The sequence below is a fragment of the Leifsonia shinshuensis genome (assembly GCF_022606355.1).
Lineage (GTDB): Bacteria > Actinomycetota > Actinomycetes > Actinomycetales > Microbacteriaceae > Leifsonia > Leifsonia shinshuensis_B.
Window position 1 is genome coordinate 223,266 of record NZ_JAHHZQ010000001.1, and the last position, 15,996, is coordinate 239,261.

Genomic DNA, 15,996 nt, shown 5'->3' on the forward strand with positions numbered 1-15,996 from the left:
TCGATATGAGAGAAATCAATCAGTGAGTACGATGGCTGCATGTCCCAGCAGGAGCGTGCGGTTCCCGGCCCGACGGGCGGGCGGGTCGATCCCGACGCCAAACGGCGCCCGGCGACCGTCGCGGAGATCAAGGCGATGTCGCACCCGCTGCGGGTGCGCATCCTGCGACTCTGCGGTGACCGCGAGCTGACGAACAAGCAGCTGGCCGATCGCCTGGGAGAGGATGCCGGCACGGTCTACTACCACGTGCGGCAGCTGGTGGCGGCGGGATTCCTCGAGCCGGCAGACGTGCGGTCGGGGGAGAGCGGTGCGCTGGAAAAGCCGTACCGTTCGACGGGGAAGAGCTGGTGGCTGTCGATGCCGGTGGAAGGCGTGACTTCCGACGGGGGTCTCGCGCCGGTCGACGCCTTCCAGCAGGAGCTCGCGGAGGCCGGCCCGGCCTCGATCGCCACGTACGCGCGGTTCTCGCTGCATCTCTCCGCCGAGGACGTCGCCGAACTCGACCGGCGGATCGTCGCAGTGATCGACGAGTATGTCGCGACCGACCAGGAGCGCAGCCACCTGCCGGCGCACGGAGGCATGTTCCTGCTGCATCGCGCGGTCGAGTGAGCCCGGCACTGCCGAAGGGCACGTTGTTGTCACTTTGAGAGGCTCAAAGCGACAACAACGTGCCCTTCGTGTAGCCAAGATGTAGTCACCGTGGCAGCCATAGCCGGTGCTTGCCTTGACTCTATTGGGGTGAGTAACGGGGCTTGAACCCGCGACCTCCTGGACCACAACCAGGCGCTCTACCAGCTGAGCTATACCCACCATGTCCGTCGTTCGGAATGGTCATCTGCGATGGCGTTCCGTTCGAGGCAACTCGTCGATTCTAGTACATTCGGGCGGCCCATTTTTCCACGACGCCCGCCGCGGCCTCCTGGGTCTGCTCCGTGGTCGGTCCGGGCTCGCCCACGAACGCCGCCGCGCGGTAGTAGTCGAGTTCGCGGATGGACTCCAGAATGTCGGCGAGGGCACGGTGGCCGCCGTTCTTCTCCGGCGCGTTGAAATAGATGCGCGGGAACCAGCGGCGGGCGAGCTCCTTGATGGAGGAGACGTCGACGTTGCGGTAGTGCAGGTGGTTGTCGAGGCGCGGCATGTACTTGGCCAGGAACATGCGGTCGGTGCCGATCGTGTTGCCGGCGAGCGGGGCGGTGCGTGCGGTCGGTGCGAACTTGAGCACGTACTCCAGCACCTCGTACTCGGCTTCGGCGAGGCTCTTGCCGTTCGGGATCTCTTCGATGAGCCCGGAGGTCGTGTGCATGTCGCGGACGAATTCGTTCATGTTGGCGAGCGCGGACGCGTCGGGCTTGATGACGATGCTGAGGCCCGGGTCGAGCACGTTCAGCTCGAAGTCGGTGATGACGACGGCGATCTCGACGAGCTCGTCGACCTCGAGGTCGAGTCCGGTCATTTCGCAGTCGATCCAGACCAGTCGATCCGTAGAGGCAGCCATGCTGGCCAGTCTAGTGCGGGCCTCCGACCATCCGCGGCTGCGTGCCCAGTGCCTGGGCGTGCAGCGCCTGGGCGTGCACGGGCTGCACCTGGGGCAGCTTGGGGCTGAGCCCGTCGCCCGAGGAGATCCCGCGGAGGCGCCGTGCCGCCCACGGGATGGCGTGGACGCGCAACCACGTGCGGAACGGAAGCTCCTCCGGCAGCTCCGGGATCGGCACCTGCTCGTCGCGTCCCTCGCCGGTGTCGGCGACGGCGGTCTCGGCGTACGGCACGCCCAGCGCGTGGGCCGCGTGCGTGGCGAGCAGGCGGTGGCCGCGCGAGCTGAGGTGCACACGGTCGGCGCCCCACATCGCCGGGTCGCGGAACTCCCGCACGCCCCAGACGTCGAGCACGACGGCGTGGTGGTCGCGCGCGATGCTCCAGATGTTGGCGTTGAACACGGCTGCGCGACCGCGGAACGGCTTGAGGAAGAACGCGAACTGCGGGTCGAACAGGTTGGCCAGCAGCACGGTCGTCCCGTGCGCACGCAGCATCCGCACCCCGTCGGCGAGCCGTTCGGCCAGTGCGTCCGGATCGGCGGCGGGGCTCATCAGGTCGTTGGCGCCGACGAGGACGGAGACGAGGTCGGGCTTCAGCGCGAGGGCACCGGGGACCTGCTCGCCCACCACGTCGGCGATGCGCCGGCCGCGCACCGCGAGGTTGGCGAACTCGACGGAGTGCCCGGAGAGTCGCGCGTCGCCGTCGAGGATGCCTGCGAGCCGGTCGGCCCAGCCGAGCCAGGTCCCCGGGCGCGCCGGCGCAGGATCGCAGAGCCCCTCGGTGATCGAGTCCCCGAGAGCCACGTACCGTGTATAGGTGGTTCGGCTCACGTCCCGATTGTCGGTCGCCCTGGTTGCGTGCGGGTGTCGCGCCGGGGCCGGTCGCGGGATCGTCGCCGGGAATTCGCCGGACGTACACTGGTGGTCGTGGATGCGACACCCGCCGTTGACCGTCCCGTCACCCGGGACGTCGAACTGACCCTGTACTCGTCGGCGTTCTGCGAGCCGTGCATGCAGACGAGGGCGGTGCTCGCGGAGGCGAGACGCCTGGTTCCCGCGCTCTCGGTGACGGAGCGCGATGTCGCCCGCGAGCCGGAGCTCGCCGAGCGCGACGGCATCCGCTCGACGCCGACCGTCATCGTGCTCGGCGCAGACGGCGCCGAGGTCTTCCGCGCGGAGGGCGTCCCGACCCTCAACCAGGTCCTGGTCGCCGCGGCGCGAGCGCTCTGAGGCCTCCGCGAGTCGGCTGATCCTGTTCCGTCTCGCGGGCACTCCGCGCAAGGTGGTGCCCCCGGCAGGAATCGAACCTGCGACCAAGAGATTAGAAGGCTCCTGCTCTATCCGCTGAGCTACGGGGGCGCGGCCTCCACGATACCGCAGCGCACGGGGAGCCCCGGCCGCACCGACCGGAGGCTACAGCGACGCACCCGCCTTGCCAGCCCGGTTGACGATCGCGATCACCGGGCGACGTCCGCGGAGGCCGAAGCGCAACCGCAGGCTGGCGTTCCTGGCGATCATCAGGGCGACGATCACGGCGGCGACCGCCGGGACGAGCCCGGAGATCGCCATCGCGACGTGCGGGCCGAGCGCTTCCACGATCCAGCCCATGAGCGGGCCGCCGAGCGCCTGCCCGCCGAGGAGGACGAGGATGTACAGCGAGATCACGCGGCCGCGGATCTGCACGTTCGACGACATCTGCACCAGGGAGTTCGCGGCCGTGATGAACAGCAGGTTGCCGACGCCGATGCCGACGAGCAGCACGCTGAAGGCGATCTCGCCCGGGGCGAAGCCGGCGAGGGCCTGGACGACGCCGAGCGCGGCGGCGGTGCCGACGACCATCGAGAGCCGCACGGAGGTGCGCCGGGTGGAGGCCAGCGCCCCGGCCAACGCACCGGCGGCGACGAGTGCGTTGAACATCCCGTAGCCCTGGGCGCCCACGTCGTACACATCGTTGGCGTACGCGGCGAGGAACACCGGCATGTTGAACGCGAAGACCGCGAGCACGGCGACCATCACCACCGTCCAGAAGATCACCGGCTTGCGGCGCACGTAGCGCATCCCCTCGGCGAGCTGGCCCTTTCCGCGCGGGGCCGCGGGGGAGTGGTGGAGCTCGCCGCGCCGGAGCGAGAGCAGCGACCCGACGACTGCCAGGCAGGCGACGGCGTTGATGGCGAACGACCAGCCGCCGCCGACCGCCGTGATCAGGATTCCCCCGAGCGCCGGCCCGATGAGACCGCCGAGCTGGAAGATGGAGGAGTTCAGGCTGATCGCGTTGCGGAGGTAGGTGGGGCCGACGAGCTCGTTGACGAAGACCTGACGTGCGGGGTTGTCGACGACGGTGACCAGGCCGAGGGCGAACGAGATCGCGTAGACGTGCCAGACCTCCACGGCGTCCGTGAGCGTGAGGACGGCGAGCAGGGCGGCGAGCGCGGCGGCGGCGGACTGGGTGCAGACGAGCAGTCGCTGCTTCGAGTAGCGGTCGGCGATCACGCCGCCCCAGAGGCCGAAGATCAGCATGGGCGTGAACTGCATGAAGACCGTGATGCCGACGGCGGCGACGCTGCCCGAGAGTTGGAGGACGAGCCAGTCCATCGCGATGCGCTGCATCCAGACCGCCGTGTTGGCGACCAGGTTGCTGGCGGCGAACCGGCGGTAGTTGGTCACCCGCAGCGAGATGAAGGTCTCGCGCCACGGCGGGCGGGCGGAGAGCACCGGCATCGGGCCGGTGGGCGGGGCGGAGGGGGCTGGTGAGGGGACGGCTGCTGCGGGGTTCGCCACGGGGTTTTCCTGCGTTCCTGGTTTCGTATGTTCGATCTGCTTCCTCAACGCTACGGAATCCGCGCTATTCTTTCAGCGAATCGACCCTATAACTCCCATTGGGTTTCCGAATGATGGCCCCAGTGGTGACGACCACGGAGGACGAATGTTCGACTCGGTCCTGCTCCGCACGTTCCTCGCGATCGCCGACACGCGCTCGTTCACGCGCGCGGCGCAACGTCTGGGCATCAGCCAGCCGACGGTGAGCCAGCACGTGCGCAGGCTGGAGCAGGCGGCGAAGCGGCAGCTGGTCGCCCGTGACACCCGGGAGGTGCGCCTGACCGACAACGGTGACGCGATGGCCGGGTTCGCACGCACGATCCTCGCGGCTCATGCCGAGGCCGAGAGGTACTTCAGCGGGTCCGCGATGCGCGGCCGGCTGCGCTTCGGTGCGGCGGACGATCTGGCCATCACGACCCTCCCGCGCATCCTGCGGCACTTCCGGCAGCAGAACCCGCAGGTCAACCTCGAGCTCACGGTCGACCAGTCCGCACCGTTGCACCGGCGCCTGCAGGCCGGCCAGCTCGACCTGATCTTCATCAAGCAGAACCCGGGCACGACGGACGGCACCGTGGTCGCCACCGACGAGCTGGTCTGGATGGGGCAGGAGAAGACGGCGCTCGATCCGGATGCCCCGGTGCCGCTGATCGCCTACCAGGGCCCCAGTCTCAGCCGCCAGATCACGATCGAAGCACTGGAGCAGGCCGGGCGCACGTGGCGGATCACCTGCAACACGCGTGAGGTCAACGGCGTGCTCGCCGCCGTGCGTGCCGGGCTCGGCGTCGCCGTCTTCCCGCGGTCGCTGATCCCCACCGACCTGATCAAGGTGACGAACCGCTTCGGTCTGCCCGAGCTCGGCCACGTCGACTTCACGCTGCTCTCGAATCCCTCGGCGGCCAGGGAGCCGGTGGAGGCGCTCACCACCGCGATCCTGGCCAGGGCCGTCACGCGGGTGCCCTGACCCGCCAGGGCGCGTGAGCCGGCGTCGTCATCCCTCCACGGGCACGCGGTCCGAGTCGGGGGGTCGCAGGCCGCCGTCGGCGGAGCGGCGCCGCAGCGTGAGCGCGACGACCGGGAAGATCAGCACCGACAGCATCCCGGCGCCGACCAGTGCCGTCGCCGTACCGGACGTCAGGTCGTGGGCGGCGACACCGATGCTCGTGACCGCGACGATGATGGGGAGTCCGGTGGCGCTGAACAGCGTGAGCGAGGCACGGTCGCCGAACGTGGATCCGGCCGGAGTGGCGATCGAGCCGGGCAGACCACGCACGACGAGCAGCAGGACCAGGAGGATGGGCAGCAGCAGGAGCGCGTGCGGGTCGGTCACGAGCGCGTGGAGGTCGAACGTGATCCCGGTCTCGATGAAGAACACCGGCACCAGGACGCCGAAGGCCACCGCCTCCAGCTTGCTCTCGATCAACCGGGCGTCGCTCTCCGCGGCCCCGCTCAGCAGCACCCGGCAGATGACGCCGGCGGCGAACGCCCCCAGCAGCATGTCGAGCCCGAGGGCGAGGCTCAGCCCGACGAGGGCGGCGACGACCAGCACGACGAACCGGATGGCGAACTGCCCGCTCGTGTGCAGCGTGGCACGCACGAGGGCGTGGAAGCGCTCGTGCCCACCGCGAGCGGCGAACCAGACGGCAGCTGCGGCGATGACGGCGAACGCGATCAGCACGATCGCCGCCGACAGCGGCCTGCGACCGCTCAGGAAGAGCGAGATCGCCAGCAGCGGCCCGAACTCGCCGACGGCCCCGACGGCGGTGACCGCGAGGCCGAACGGGGTGCGCAGCTCGCCGGCGTCGCGCAGCATCGGCATGAGCGTGCCCAGCGCCGTGGAGCACAGCGCGATGCCGACGTAGACGCCCGCGATCGGGTCGGGCGCCAGCAGCACGCCGATCAGCACGCCGGCCACGAGCGAGATCAGCCAGCCGAGTGAGGCGCGGCGCAGCGGTCGCCCGCGGATGGCCTGGAAGTCGATCTCGTTGCCCGCCATGAAGAAGAGGAACGCCAGGCCGAACTGCCCGACGGCGTGCAGAGCGTCGGACGCGGGCACCCAGCCCAGCGCGCTCGGGCCGACCAGGATGCCGAGCAGGATCTCGAACACCACGAGCGGGATCTTGGCGACACGACCCACCAGGGAGGCGAGGAGGGCGGCGACGACCGCCAGCAGGGGGACGAGGACGATGGTGGCGACCTTCGGATCCATGGTGCCGATGCTAGGGTCTGGCCGCCGGTGCGGGGAGTTCATACGCACGAAATCCATGCGGGCTAGGGTGTCGTCATGCGCGAACTCCAAGCCAGAATCATCGACGAGCTGAACGTCTCACCGGTCATCGACCCCGCGGCCGAGGTCGAGCGAAGAGTGGACTTCCTGGTCCGCTATCTGACGGCGACCGGAGCGTCGGGCTTCGTGCTCGGGGTCAGCGGAGGGCAGGATTCCTCGCTCGCCGGCCGGCTGTGTCAGCTCGCGGTCGAGCGCCTCGGCCGGGACGGGGTCGAGGCGGAGTTCGTCGCGGTGCGGCTTCCGTACGGGGTGCAGCACGACGAGGACGACGCTCAGCTCGCACTGTCGTTCATCCGGCCGCAGCGGACGGTGGTGTTCAACATCCAACGCGGGGTCGACGGTCTGCAGGCCGAGTTCGCCGACGCCGTCGGCGAGTCGCTGACCGACTTCAACAAGGGGAACGTCAAGGCGCGGCTGCGGATGGTCGCGCAGTATGCGATCGCAGGTCAGCGCCGGCTGCTCGTGGTCGGGACGGACCATGCGGCGGAGGCGGTGACCGGCTTCTTCACCAAGTACGGCGACGGCGGCGTCGACGTCACGCCGCTGACGGGGCTCACCAAGCGTCAGGGCAGGGCTCTGCTGGAGCACCTGGAGGCGCCGTCACGCCTGTACGAGAAGGCGCCGACAGCCGACCTCCTCGACCTCGAACCAGGACAGACCGACGAGGCGAACCTGGGCATCCAGTACGGCGACATCGACGACTTCCTCGAGGGCCAGGACGTGTCGGAGCACGTCGCGACGGCGATCGAGACACGGTACCTGGCGACGGAGCACAAGCGGAGGGTGCCGGCGAGCCTCTTCGACGGCTGGTGGAACGAGCGCGGCGACTACACGCGCTGACCGCCAGTCGTCCGCGACGACGACGAAGGGGCGCCGACCGGCTGGTCGGCGCCCCTTCGTTCCGTGGTGGGGTGCCCGGAGTGGTTCGGGCCGCTGGCGGGCTCCGTCAGCCGACGGGCTGGCCGAAGCGGGGACTCGGGGAGGTGTCGTTGTCGTCACCCGAGGCGGCGAACGCCGAGACGGGGAGCGGCGTCTGCTCGCCGGACGCCGCGGGGTCCGTGGCGAAGCGCGTCGTCGCCGGAGCGGTCGGGGCGGCCGCGACGGGGGCGGCCGCGACGGGGGCGGCCGCGAGCGGGGCGGCCTGCTCCGCCGGGGAGGCGGCGGGCTGCGCGAACTGCTCGTGGTGCTGCTGCGCGACCCAGGCGTCCTGCTGGGCGAGGAGCGTGCGGTCGGTGTCCGTGGACTCGAACCGCCAGCGCTCGAGGTCGCCCTGGAAGATGCGGCGGGCGCGTCCCGGCTTGTTCTGCCACTCGATGAGGCGGTCGCGGAACTCGGCGACAGCGGGGTCGAGCTGGTATCCGAACGTCGCGGACGCGCGCTTCATCTCGGCGAGCTGGTGGCCCGCCCAGTTGGCGGCGATCCCCGAGCCCTTGATGGGCAGCAGCCGCACCAGGATGTCGGCCTGGCCGACGGCACGGTCGGAGAGCACCTGCTCGGCGGGCGTCAGCGAGTTCCAGACGGACGCCTCGGTCGCCGCGTCGACCAGCGCGGCGATCGCGCTGGCCTTCTGTTGGCGGTCGGTGCGCTTGAGGAGTCCACGGAGGGCGCCGCGTGCGATCCACGCGGCGAGCAATCCGGAGACGACGACGGCGATCGCGAGGACCACCGCGTTGAAGACCGCGGGCTGGGCGGCCGACGAGTTGAGCCAGTCGACGAAGTCATTCCACCACTGCATGCGGCGATGGTAACGGCGTCTCGCCGCTGGGCCGGGCAGGGCGGGCGCTGTGTCGCGCATCCCGCGGAGGAGAATAGGGGTGACGACGATCGAAAGGATGGACGCGATGGAGACTTTCGTCGTGGCCGGCGGCTGCTTCTGGTGTCTGGACGCGGTGTATCGCGTGCTGCGGGGCGTGCAGGATGTGGTGTCCGGGTATACGGGCGGCACCACCGTCGACCCCACGTACGAGGAGGTCTGCACCGGAACGACGGGGCATGCCGAGGCCGTCGCGGTGACCTTCGATCCGGAGGTGATCCCCGCCGACGTGATCCTCGATGTGTTCTTCACGCTGCACGACCCGCGGCAGCTCGACCGCCAGGGCGCGGATGTCGGCACGCAGTACCGCTCCGCGATGTTCTCCGACGGTGAGACGCAGCGGCAGCTCTTCGAGGCCGCGCGCGACCGGGCGTCGGAGTACTGGGAGGGTGGCATCGTGACCACGATCGAGCCGCTCGGCCCCTTCTACCGGGCGGAGGAGTACCACCAGGATTTCTTCGCCAAGAACCCGGGGCAGGGATACTGCCTGGCGGTCGCCCTCCCCAAGGTCAACAAGATCCGGGCGTCGTACGCGCCGTACGTGATCGCGGCCTGAGCGGCGGGTTCCTCCACAGCCTTGGCGTCGCGCGGGTTCTCCACGGATCGTCTCGGACGTCCGAGCGACAGCGCCGCCGTCGGCGAGAGTGGTCACGACCTCAGCGCGGGGTCGGAGACGGGGGAGACGATGGCAGATCCGGTGGCGGTGCGCGGGGTCGTGGCGACCAGACCGAGACACGTGATCCCGCAGGTCGGAGCGGCGGTCACGACCTTCCGGCTCGTGACCGGCCCGCGGCTGGAGGCCGACGCGGACGCGGACGGGCCGCCGGATGCGCAGGACAACTGGTACACCGTGACCGCCACGCATCGACTGGCCGTGAGCGTCGCCGCGTGCGTGGCCCGCGGCGATCCCGTGGTGGTGGCCGGGAGGCTGCGGGTGCGCGACTGGGCGGGTGAACCGGAGGGCGTCACCGCCGAGATCGACGCGGACGCCATCGGTCACGACCTGGCCTGGGGGCGCAGCGTGTTCACACGGCGTATCGACGGCGCCACGCCGGTGGCCCACCGGGAGGTTCGCGGAGTTCCCACAGGCACGGAGCCCTAGGGTGGTCACCATGACAGCGCTGGCCCGACCGACCGCCGCACGCCGTAGATGGAGGGCGCCGGCTGTGGTCCTCATCGGTCCGGCCCTCGCCCTCGCTGTGACGCTCAGCGCGTGCAGCTCGCCGTCGCCGACCACGCCGACTCCGACGGCCTCCACCCCGGTCGAGAGCCCGACCCCGACCGCGTCGGTGCCCGCCGGCCCTGTGCTGATCCCGAACGGCACGGCCGCCCAGAACCTGCCGTACTTCGACAAGGTCAACCAGGCGACCATCGCGGCCAAGTCCGGGGCGCAGGGGCGCGATTTCATCGACGCGCTCGTCGCCGCCGGCTTCGCGAAGGGCGACATGCAGCTGACGGCCGACACGACGACCATCGGGCTGAAGGCGAACTCCATCCAGTTCTCGGTGCAGCTCGGCGCCACCTGCCTGATCGGCCAATACGGCGCGGACGCGGGAGGCTACCAGAGCACGACCTCGGCGACGCTCGCGACCGGCGGATGCCTGATCGGGCAGACCCGGCCTATCGACTGGTAGTTGCCGGTATCCTCGTACAGGGCTGCGGGCCCGGCGGCGAGCCGGGATCCGAGCGGTCTGCGCGAGTCCAGGACAGGGAGTTTAGGAAGAAGAGTGGCCGAATACATTTACTCGATGGTCAGGGCCCGCAAGGCGGTCGGCGACAAGGTGATCCTGGACGACGTCACGATGGCGTTCCTCCCCGGGGCTAAGATCGGCGTCGTCGGCCCGAACGGCGCGGGCAAGTCGACCATCCTGAAGATCATGGCCGGGCTCGACACCCCGTCCAACGGCGAGGCCAAGCTGTCCCCGGGCTACACCGTCGGCATCCTGATGCAGGAGCCGCTGCTCGACGAGAGCAAGACCGTGCTCGAGAACGTGCAGGAGGGCGTGGGCGAGATCAAGGGCAAGGTCGACCGCTTCAATGAGATCTCCGGCCTCCTCGCCGATCCCGACGCCGACTTCGACACCCTGCTCGCCGAGATGGGCACGCTGCAGGAGCAGATCGACGCGGCCGACGCCTGGGACCTCGACTCCCAGCTCGAGCAGGCGATGGACGCGCTGCGCTGCCCCCCGGGCGACTGGCCGGTGAACACGCTCTCGGGCGGTGAGAAGCGCCGGGTAGCGCTCTGCAAGCTGCTGCTGCAGAAGCCCGACCTCCTGCTGCTCGACGAGCCGACCAACCACCTCGACGCCGAGAGCGTGCTCTGGCTCGAGCAGCACCTCGCCAAGTACCACGGCGCCGTGCTGGCCGTCACCCACGACCGGTACTTCCTCGATCACGTGGCCGAGTGGATCGCCGAGGTCGACCGCGGTCACCTCTACCCGTACGAGGGCAACTACTCGACCTACCTCGAGAAGAAGCGCGAGCGCCTCGAGGTGCAGGGCAAGAAGGACGCCAAGCTCGCCAAGCGCCTTTCCGACGAGCTCGACTGGGTGCGCAGCAATGCGAAGGGCCGTCAAGCCAAGTCGAAGGCGCGTCTGGCGCGCTACGAGGAGATGGCGGCCGAGGCGGAGCGCACCAGGAAGCTCGACTTCGAGGAGATCCAGATCCCGCCGGGGCCGCGCCTCGGCCAGATCGTGATCGACGCGAAGAACCTCCAGAAGGGGTTCGGCGACCGCGTGCTCATCGACGGCCTGACCTTCACGCTGCCGCGTAACGGCATCGTCGGCGTCATCGGCCCGAACGGCGTCGGCAAGACCACGCTGTTCAAGACGATCGTCGGGTTGGAGCCGCTCGACGGCGGCGAGCTCAAGGTCGGCGAGACCGTCAAGATCTCCTATGTCGACCAGACCCGCGGCGGTATCGACCCGAACAAGAACGTGTGGGAGGTCGTCTCCGACGGTCTCGACTACATCCAGGTGGGCAAGACCGAGGTGCCGTCGCGCGCCTACGTCTCCACGTTCGGGTTCAAGGGTCCCGACCAGCAGAAGAAGTCCGGCGTGCTGTCGGGCGGTGAGCGCAACCGCCTGAACCTCGCGCTGACCCTCAAGCAGGGCGGAAACCTGCTCCTGCTCGACGAGCCGACCAACGACCTCGACGTCGAGACGCTGTCCAGCCTCGAGAACGCGCTGCTCGAGTTCCCCGGTTGCGCCGTGGTGATCACCCACGACCGGTGGTTCCTCGACCGCATCGCCACGCACATCCTCGCGTACGAGGGTACCGAGGAGAACCCGTCCGACTGGTACTGGTTCGAGGGCAACTTCGAGGCGTACGAAGAGAACAAGGTGCAGCGGCTCGGGCCCGACGCGGCCAAGCCGCACCGTTCGGCCTACCGCAAGCTCACGCGCGACTGAGGCGACCCCGAATGCGACTGCACGTCCCGATCAAGCTCCGCTGGAGCGATCTCGACGCGTACGGGCACGTGAACAACGCCGAGATGCTGCGCCTCCTCGAGGAGGCGCGCATCGAGGCGTTCTGGGCGCCGGACGACTCCGGGCACGGCAGTGGCGAGGCGGTCGGCGGCTCGACGGCCGTGCTCGACGGCCGGCCGGGGGCCGACACGCTGACGCTGATCGCGCGCCAGGAGATCGAGTACCTCGCACCGATCCCGTACCTCAGGCAGCCGCTCGACGTGCAGCTCTGGCTCGGACGCCTCGGCGGGGCCAGTCTCGAGGTCAACTACGAGGTGTGGTCGCCCGAGGGCGTCGAGCCCCGGACGATGTTCTCGCGGGCGGCGACCACGATCGTGCTCGTCGACGCCGCGAGCCAGCGCCCGCGCCGCATCAACGACCGCGAGCGCGCCGCGTGGACGCCCTACCTCGACGACCCCGTCACCTTCACCAAGCGCTGACCCTCCCACCGGGACGCCGAGGGGCACGTTGTCGTCGCTTTCGCGCTGCGAAAGCGACAACAACGTGCCCCTCGTGCTCGACCTACGAGGTGATCGTGACCTTTCCGCCGGCGACGGACGCCGTGAGCTTGGTGAGCGGCTTGCTCGCGGGTCCTTGCAGCACGTCGCCCGTCGTTCCGTCGAAGCGCGAACCGTGGCAGGGGCAGTCGAACTCCGATCCCTGCGGCGCGACCGTGCAGCCCTGATGCGTGCAGACGGCGCTGAACGCCACCACGTCGCCGGCCTTCGGCTGCGACACCACGATCGGCGTCGAGCCGAGCGAGGCGGAGACCGCGCCGCCGACCGGGATGGACGAGAGGTCGACAGTGGCCGTGCCGTCGTTCCCCGACCCACCTGTCGCACCGGACCCTCCGGGCGTGCAAGCCGCGAGCAGCAGCACCCCCGCGCCGGCCGCGGACGCCCCGCCGAGCTGGACGAGTGTTCGTCGCGTGAGCGGTGTGGAATCGGTCATCGTGGAACCTCCCGGTCGGCGGTGCTTTCTCCTAGCGTAAGCACGAGACGGTCGACGCCCCGGTTCACTCATGGAGTTCTGAACTTTTCCCTCGCCCGTTCCGTGCTTAATGTCGGGAGGTGACCATGCCGGATGAGGACGCACGTCTGTTGCGCGAACTGCACGACCAGCACGCGCAGGCCGTGTGGCGCTATGTCGTCCACCTCACCGGCGATCGAGCGATGGCGGACGATGTCGTGCAGGAGACCCTGCTGCGTGCCTGGCGGAGACCAGCGGTACTGGATCAGTCCCAGCAGTCCGCGCGCGCCTGGCTGTTCACAGTGGCGCGCAACATCGTCATCGACGATAAGCGCAGCGCGCACAGCCAGCACGAGTTCGGCACCGACACCCTCCCGGAGCGGCCGTCAGCCGACGACGGCTCCGACGCCGTCCTCGACGCGTGGCTGGTCTCCGATGCACTGTCCGAACTCTCCGACGAGCACCGCGCAGTGATCGTCCACGCCTACTACGGAGGCCGTTCCATCGCCGAGATCTCGCGCGAGCTGGAGATCCCCGAGGGCACGGTCAAGTCACGCCTGCACTACGGCCTGCGCGCGATGCGGTTGTCGCTGCAGGAGCGGGGGGTGACGGAACGATGAACAACGACGAGTTCGCCACCTGGGACGCTGCCTACGTGCTCGGCTCGCTCTCGCCCGGCGAGCGGAGGCTGTTCGAGGAGCATCTGCACACGTGCGACCGGTGCTCGGCCGCGGTCGCGGAGCTCGCCGGGCTGCCCGGGCTCCTCGGCCGGGTGCCGAGGGAACAGGCGTTCGCACTCCTCGATGAGGAGGCGCCGAGCGACGCGGCGCTGGGCGCAGAGGTGCTGCCGTCGCTGCTGGACCAGGCCAGGAGACGCCGGCGGAGGTCGCGCTGGCTGGTCGGCGGCCTGGCCGCCGTCGCCGCTGCCGTCCTCGTCGCAGTCCTGGCGATCGCGATCCCCGCTGTCGTTCCGACGTCGTCGCCCGGGACGAGCGTCTCGATGGAGCAGGTCGAGCCCAGTGCGCTCTCCGCCGACCTCCGGCTCACCTCCGAGCCGTGGGGCACGCGGATCGACTCCCGGTGCACTTACGCCAAGGTCGCAGGGGACGACGGCGGCCGCACGTGGACCTACGCGATGGTGGTCACCGACCGCTCGGGGAAGCAGACCCAGATCTCGACGTGGTCCGCGGCGGAGGGCAGCACCGTCGTGCCCACCGCGACGACGAGTGTCCCGATCGCCGAGATCGCGGCCATCGATATCAGGGCCGCCGCGAACGGCACGGTGCTGTTGCGCAGCACCTTCGGCTAGCCGGCGGGGGCGTCCGGCGCGAACGCGTCAGTCGCTCGGCGCGTCGTCCGGGACCCGGATGGTCGCCTCCTGGGCGACGCTGGCGACCAGGCGCCCGTCGCGGCTGAAGATCCGGCCCAGCGACAGTCCGCGTCCGCCTCCCGCGCTCGGGGACTCCTGCGCATAGAGCAGCCATTCGTCGACGCGGGCCGGGCGGTGCCACCACATCGCGTGGTCGAGGCTGGCCGCCTTGAGACCGGGCGTCGCCCACGCCACACCGTGCCGGCGCATCACCGACTCCATGATCGTGTAGTCGCTCGCATAGGCGAGGGCCGCGCGGTGCAGGGCCGGCTCGTCCGGCAGCGTTCCGATCGCGCGGAACCAGACCGCCTGGTGCGCGACGTGCGGTCCCTCCACCGAGAGATAGATCGGTGACGGCACGTGCCGCATGTCGAACGGCCGCTGGCTCGCCCAGTACTGCGCGACCGGGTGCTCGACGTCTTCGAGTGTCGCGGCGGAGTTCGGCAGCGACTCGGGGTCGGGGAGGCCCTCTGGCATGGAGACCTGGTGCTCGACCCCGTCGTCCTCGGTCTGGAACGACGCGATCATCGACAGGATGGGCAGTCCGTTCTGGTAGGCCTGGGTGCGCCGGGTGGAGAACGACCGGCCGTCGTGGATGCGGTCGACCGAGAAGGTGATCGGGAAGTTGACGTCGCCCGGGCGCAGGAAGTAGCCGTGCATCGAGTGGATGCTGCGGTCGTCGTCGACGGTGCGCGTCGCGGCGACGATCGACTGCGCCAGCACCTGACCGCCGAACACGCGGCCCAGCGGCATCCACTGGGAGGGTCCCGTGAAGATGTCCTCGTTCGTCCTGGCACCCGTATCGGTGAGGTCGAGCGCGGCGAGCAGCGATTCCAGGGGCTCTGTCACAGTGTCTCCGTCCGATGTCTCTAGTAGCTTAGAGTGCAGATGAGCCAGTCGTTTTCTCTCCAGGACACCCTCGCCGCCGCCGATCTGCAGACCTACCTGTCTCGGGCCGCCCGCGTCGAGGAGGGGTCGGTGCGCCTGATCGCCGGATCGGGTGTGCTGGCCGTGTACACCGCCATCCTCTATCCGCGCGGGCTGCTCGATCAGACGCCGACCGTGCTCGGGCTGCGCACCTTCCTCACCGCGCCGGACGTCGCGTTCGACGTCGTCGTGCCGATCCGATCACTGCTCGACCGGCTGGCGCGTGTGCGCGAGGCGGCCGAGAGTGCCGCCGCGGCCTCCGAGCAGGGCGGCGCGGTCGAAGAGGAGGGCCGCGACGGGGCCGAGAACGGCGCGGTGGACGGCGCTGTCGAGAGCGCTCCGCTGGAGGTGCGCCTGCCGATGGAGGCGCCGTCCGTGACCTGGGCGGGCATCTCGCCGCCCCGTGGCGGCTGGCGTCAGGTCGGGGAGACCTCGTACGAGCTGCTGCAGGCGACGGCGGCCGCCGGGATAGCGGAGGTCGCCGACGCCGTGCCGACGGGCACGGGGGAGCAGCTGGTGCAGCGCGTGCGCGCCGAGGTGTGGGGCCGCCCGATCGATGCCCTCGAGTACGTTCCTGCAGGCGCCGCGTTCGCGGCCGAGAGCCTCGGGTTCCTCGCCGAGGGCGAGCCGGTCACCATCCTCGAGACCGGCCCGTGGACCCGCCTCACCACGCGCCGCGGCCACACGCTCATCCGCCGCCAGGCCTGGAGCCTCCGCGGCTGACGACACCGCAAGATTTGCGGCAAATGTGCCGATAGCGCGCCCGAGAGACGACTTTTGCCGCAAATGTGGCAACGTGCGTCACTCTGAGGTCGCGG

19 protein-coding genes and 2 tRNA genes are annotated in these 15,996 nt (G+C 69.9%); 12 read left to right on the forward strand and 9 right to left on the reverse strand.

Annotated features, from left to right (window positions below; genetic code table 11):
* Positions 1 to 39 precede the first annotated feature (39 nt).
* A complete protein-coding gene (locus KNO15_RS01135) occupies positions 40 to 609 on the forward strand; it encodes an ArsR/SmtB family transcription factor (RefSeq protein WP_241701511.1) in 570 nt (189 codons plus the stop codon).
* Positions 610 to 734: 125 nt separating this feature from the next.
* Here KNO15_RS01135 and KNO15_RS01140 read toward each other — a convergent pair.
* From KNO15_RS01140 to KNO15_RS01150, 3 genes are all read right to left on the reverse strand, one after another.
* Positions 735 to 810 (reverse strand) — tRNA-His (locus tag KNO15_RS01140).
* A gap of 61 nt (positions 811 to 871) precedes the next feature.
* Positions 872 to 1,495: an oligoribonuclease gene (gene orn, locus KNO15_RS01145; RefSeq protein WP_241701512.1), complete on the reverse strand. Its 624-nt coding sequence runs from the start codon at positions 1,493 to 1,495 to the stop codon at positions 872 to 874.
* A 10-nt stretch (positions 1,496 to 1,505) separates the two neighbouring features.
* Positions 1,506 to 2,363, reverse strand: a complete 858-nt coding sequence (locus KNO15_RS01150) for an SGNH/GDSL hydrolase family protein (RefSeq protein WP_241701513.1) — start codon at positions 2,361 to 2,363, stop codon at positions 1,506 to 1,508.
* 96 nt (positions 2,364 to 2,459) lie between these two features.
* Here KNO15_RS01150 and KNO15_RS01155 point away from each other — a divergent pair, with 96 nt between their 5' ends.
* On the forward strand, positions 2,460 to 2,762 hold the full coding sequence (locus tag KNO15_RS01155) for a thioredoxin family protein (protein ID WP_241701514.1): 303 nt from the start codon (positions 2,460 to 2,462) through the stop codon (positions 2,760 to 2,762).
* Between the two features lie 53 nt (positions 2,763 to 2,815).
* Here KNO15_RS01155 and KNO15_RS01160 read toward each other — a convergent pair.
* Together KNO15_RS01160 and KNO15_RS01165 are read right to left on the reverse strand one after the other, a co-directional pair.
* A tRNA-Arg gene (locus tag KNO15_RS01160) sits at positions 2,816 to 2,891 on the reverse strand.
* Between the two features lie 54 nt (positions 2,892 to 2,945).
* Entirely contained in the window at positions 2,946 to 4,250 is a 1,305-nt protein-coding gene (locus tag KNO15_RS01165; RefSeq protein ID WP_241702654.1) for an MFS transporter, read from the reverse strand.
* Positions 4,251 to 4,455: 205 nt separating this feature from the next.
* Here KNO15_RS01165 and KNO15_RS01170 point away from each other — a divergent pair, with 205 nt between their 5' ends.
* Entirely contained in the window at positions 4,456 to 5,310 is an 855-nt protein-coding gene (locus KNO15_RS01170; protein WP_241701515.1) for a LysR substrate-binding domain-containing protein, read from the forward strand.
* A gap of 27 nt (positions 5,311 to 5,337) precedes the next feature.
* Here KNO15_RS01170 and KNO15_RS01175 read toward each other — a convergent pair whose 3' ends face one another.
* Positions 5,338 to 6,555 carry a cation:proton antiporter gene (locus tag KNO15_RS01175; protein WP_241701516.1) on the reverse strand — a complete coding sequence of 406 codons (1,218 nt, stop codon included), beginning with the start codon at positions 6,553 to 6,555 and terminating at the stop codon, positions 5,338 to 5,340.
* 75 nt (positions 6,556 to 6,630) lie between these two features.
* On the opposite strand from KNO15_RS01175, the gene nadE reads away from it, so the two are divergent.
* Positions 6,631 to 7,473 (forward strand): ammonia-dependent NAD(+) synthetase, encoded by an 843-nt coding sequence (nadE, locus tag KNO15_RS01180; protein WP_241701517.1) that lies wholly within the window; start codon positions 6,631 to 6,633, stop codon positions 7,471 to 7,473.
* Positions 7,474 to 7,579: 106 nt separating this feature from the next.
* On the opposite strand, the gene KNO15_RS01185 is transcribed toward nadE, so the two are convergent.
* A complete protein-coding gene (locus KNO15_RS01185; RefSeq protein WP_241701518.1) occupies positions 7,580 to 8,368 on the reverse strand; it encodes a hypothetical protein in 789 nt (262 codons plus the stop codon).
* A 106-nt stretch (positions 8,369 to 8,474) separates the two neighbouring features.
* Between KNO15_RS01185 and msrA the strand changes: the two genes are divergently transcribed.
* From msrA to KNO15_RS01210, 5 genes are all read left to right on the forward strand, one after another.
* On the forward strand, positions 8,475 to 9,002 hold the full coding sequence (gene msrA, locus KNO15_RS01190) for a peptide-methionine (S)-S-oxide reductase MsrA (RefSeq protein ID WP_241702655.1): 528 nt from the start codon (positions 8,475 to 8,477) through the stop codon (positions 9,000 to 9,002).
* Between the two features lie 129 nt (positions 9,003 to 9,131).
* Positions 9,132 to 9,548 (forward strand): single-stranded DNA-binding protein, encoded by a 417-nt coding sequence (locus KNO15_RS01195; protein WP_241701519.1) that lies wholly within the window; start codon positions 9,132 to 9,134, stop codon positions 9,546 to 9,548.
* Positions 9,549 to 9,558: 10 nt separating this feature from the next.
* The gene (locus tag KNO15_RS01200) at positions 9,559 to 10,080 is read left to right on the forward strand and encodes a DUF6993 domain-containing protein (RefSeq protein WP_241701520.1); all 522 of its coding nucleotides are present in this window, start codon (positions 9,559 to 9,561) and stop codon (positions 10,078 to 10,080) included.
* A gap of 93 nt (positions 10,081 to 10,173) precedes the next feature.
* The gene (gene ettA, locus KNO15_RS01205) at positions 10,174 to 11,856 is read left to right on the forward strand and encodes an energy-dependent translational throttle protein EttA (protein WP_241701521.1); all 1,683 of its coding nucleotides are present in this window, start codon (positions 10,174 to 10,176) and stop codon (positions 11,854 to 11,856) included.
* Between the two features lie 11 nt (positions 11,857 to 11,867).
* Positions 11,868 to 12,353 carry an acyl-CoA thioesterase gene (locus KNO15_RS01210; protein ID WP_241701522.1) on the forward strand — a complete coding sequence of 162 codons (486 nt, stop codon included), beginning with the start codon at positions 11,868 to 11,870 and terminating at the stop codon, positions 12,351 to 12,353.
* A gap of 82 nt (positions 12,354 to 12,435) precedes the next feature.
* Here KNO15_RS01210 and KNO15_RS01215 read toward each other — a convergent pair whose 3' ends face one another.
* Complete coding sequence (locus KNO15_RS01215) at positions 12,436 to 12,864, reverse strand: ubiquinol-cytochrome c reductase iron-sulfur subunit (protein WP_208042060.1); 429 nt, start codon at positions 12,862 to 12,864, stop codon at positions 12,436 to 12,438.
* A gap of 125 nt (positions 12,865 to 12,989) precedes the next feature.
* On the opposite strand from KNO15_RS01215, the gene KNO15_RS01220 reads away from it, so the two are divergent.
* Positions 12,990 to 13,502 carry a sigma-70 family RNA polymerase sigma factor gene (locus KNO15_RS01220; RefSeq protein WP_241702656.1) on the forward strand — a complete coding sequence of 171 codons (513 nt, stop codon included), beginning with the start codon at positions 12,990 to 12,992 and terminating at the stop codon, positions 13,500 to 13,502.
* Positions 13,499 to 14,191, forward strand: a complete 693-nt coding sequence (locus tag KNO15_RS01225) for an anti-sigma factor family protein (RefSeq protein ID WP_241701523.1) — start codon at positions 13,499 to 13,501, stop codon at positions 14,189 to 14,191. Before KNO15_RS01220 ends, KNO15_RS01225 begins: the two co-directional genes overlap by 4 nt.
* A gap of 27 nt (positions 14,192 to 14,218) precedes the next feature.
* Here the strand turns inward: KNO15_RS01225 and KNO15_RS01230 are convergent, their stop codons facing one another.
* The gene (locus tag KNO15_RS01230; protein ID WP_241701524.1) at positions 14,219 to 15,100 is read right to left on the reverse strand and encodes an acyl-CoA thioesterase; all 882 of its coding nucleotides are present in this window, start codon (positions 15,098 to 15,100) and stop codon (positions 14,219 to 14,221) included.
* Positions 15,101 to 15,139: 39 nt separating this feature from the next.
* Here KNO15_RS01230 and KNO15_RS01235 point away from each other — a divergent pair, with 39 nt between their 5' ends.
* Complete coding sequence (locus KNO15_RS01235) at positions 15,140 to 15,901, forward strand: hypothetical protein (protein ID WP_241701526.1); 762 nt, start codon at positions 15,140 to 15,142, stop codon at positions 15,899 to 15,901.
* The last annotated feature ends 95 nt before the right edge of the window (positions 15,902 to 15,996 follow it).

Coding starts and splice junctions, on each gene's coding strand:
- KNO15_RS01135 (WP_241701511.1), top strand. CDS start 40: ATGTCCCAGCAGGAGCGTGCGGTTCCCGGCCCGACGGGCGGGCGGGTC.
- orn (WP_241701512.1), bottom strand. CDS start 1,495: ATGGCTGCCTCTACGGATCGACTGGTCTGGATCGACTGCGAAATGACC.
- KNO15_RS01165 (WP_241702654.1), bottom strand. CDS start 4,250: ATGCCGGTGCTCTCCGCCCGCCCGCCGTGGCGCGAGACCTTCATCTCG.
- KNO15_RS01170 (WP_241701515.1), top strand. CDS start 4,456: ATGTTCGACTCGGTCCTGCTCCGCACGTTCCTCGCGATCGCCGACACG.
- KNO15_RS01175 (WP_241701516.1), bottom strand. CDS start 6,555: ATGGATCCGAAGGTCGCCACCATCGTCCTCGTCCCCCTGCTGGCGGTC.
- nadE (WP_241701517.1), top strand. CDS start 6,631: ATGCGCGAACTCCAAGCCAGAATCATCGACGAGCTGAACGTCTCACCG.
- KNO15_RS01185 (WP_241701518.1), bottom strand. CDS start 8,368: ATGCAGTGGTGGAATGACTTCGTCGACTGGCTCAACTCGTCGGCCGCC.
- msrA (WP_241702655.1), top strand. CDS start 8,475: ATGGAGACTTTCGTCGTGGCCGGCGGCTGCTTCTGGTGTCTGGACGCG.
- KNO15_RS01195 (WP_241701519.1), top strand. CDS start 9,132: ATGGCAGATCCGGTGGCGGTGCGCGGGGTCGTGGCGACCAGACCGAGA.
- KNO15_RS01200 (WP_241701520.1), top strand. CDS start 9,559: ATGACAGCGCTGGCCCGACCGACCGCCGCACGCCGTAGATGGAGGGCG.
- KNO15_RS01210 (WP_241701522.1), top strand. CDS start 11,868: ATGCGACTGCACGTCCCGATCAAGCTCCGCTGGAGCGATCTCGACGCG.
- KNO15_RS01215 (WP_208042060.1), bottom strand. CDS start 12,864: ATGACCGATTCCACACCGCTCACGCGACGAACACTCGTCCAGCTCGGC.
- KNO15_RS01220 (WP_241702656.1), top strand. CDS start 12,990: ATGCCGGATGAGGACGCACGTCTGTTGCGCGAACTGCACGACCAGCAC.
- KNO15_RS01225 (WP_241701523.1), top strand. CDS start 13,499: ATGAACAACGACGAGTTCGCCACCTGGGACGCTGCCTACGTGCTCGGC.
- KNO15_RS01235 (WP_241701526.1), top strand. CDS start 15,140: ATGAGCCAGTCGTTTTCTCTCCAGGACACCCTCGCCGCCGCCGATCTG.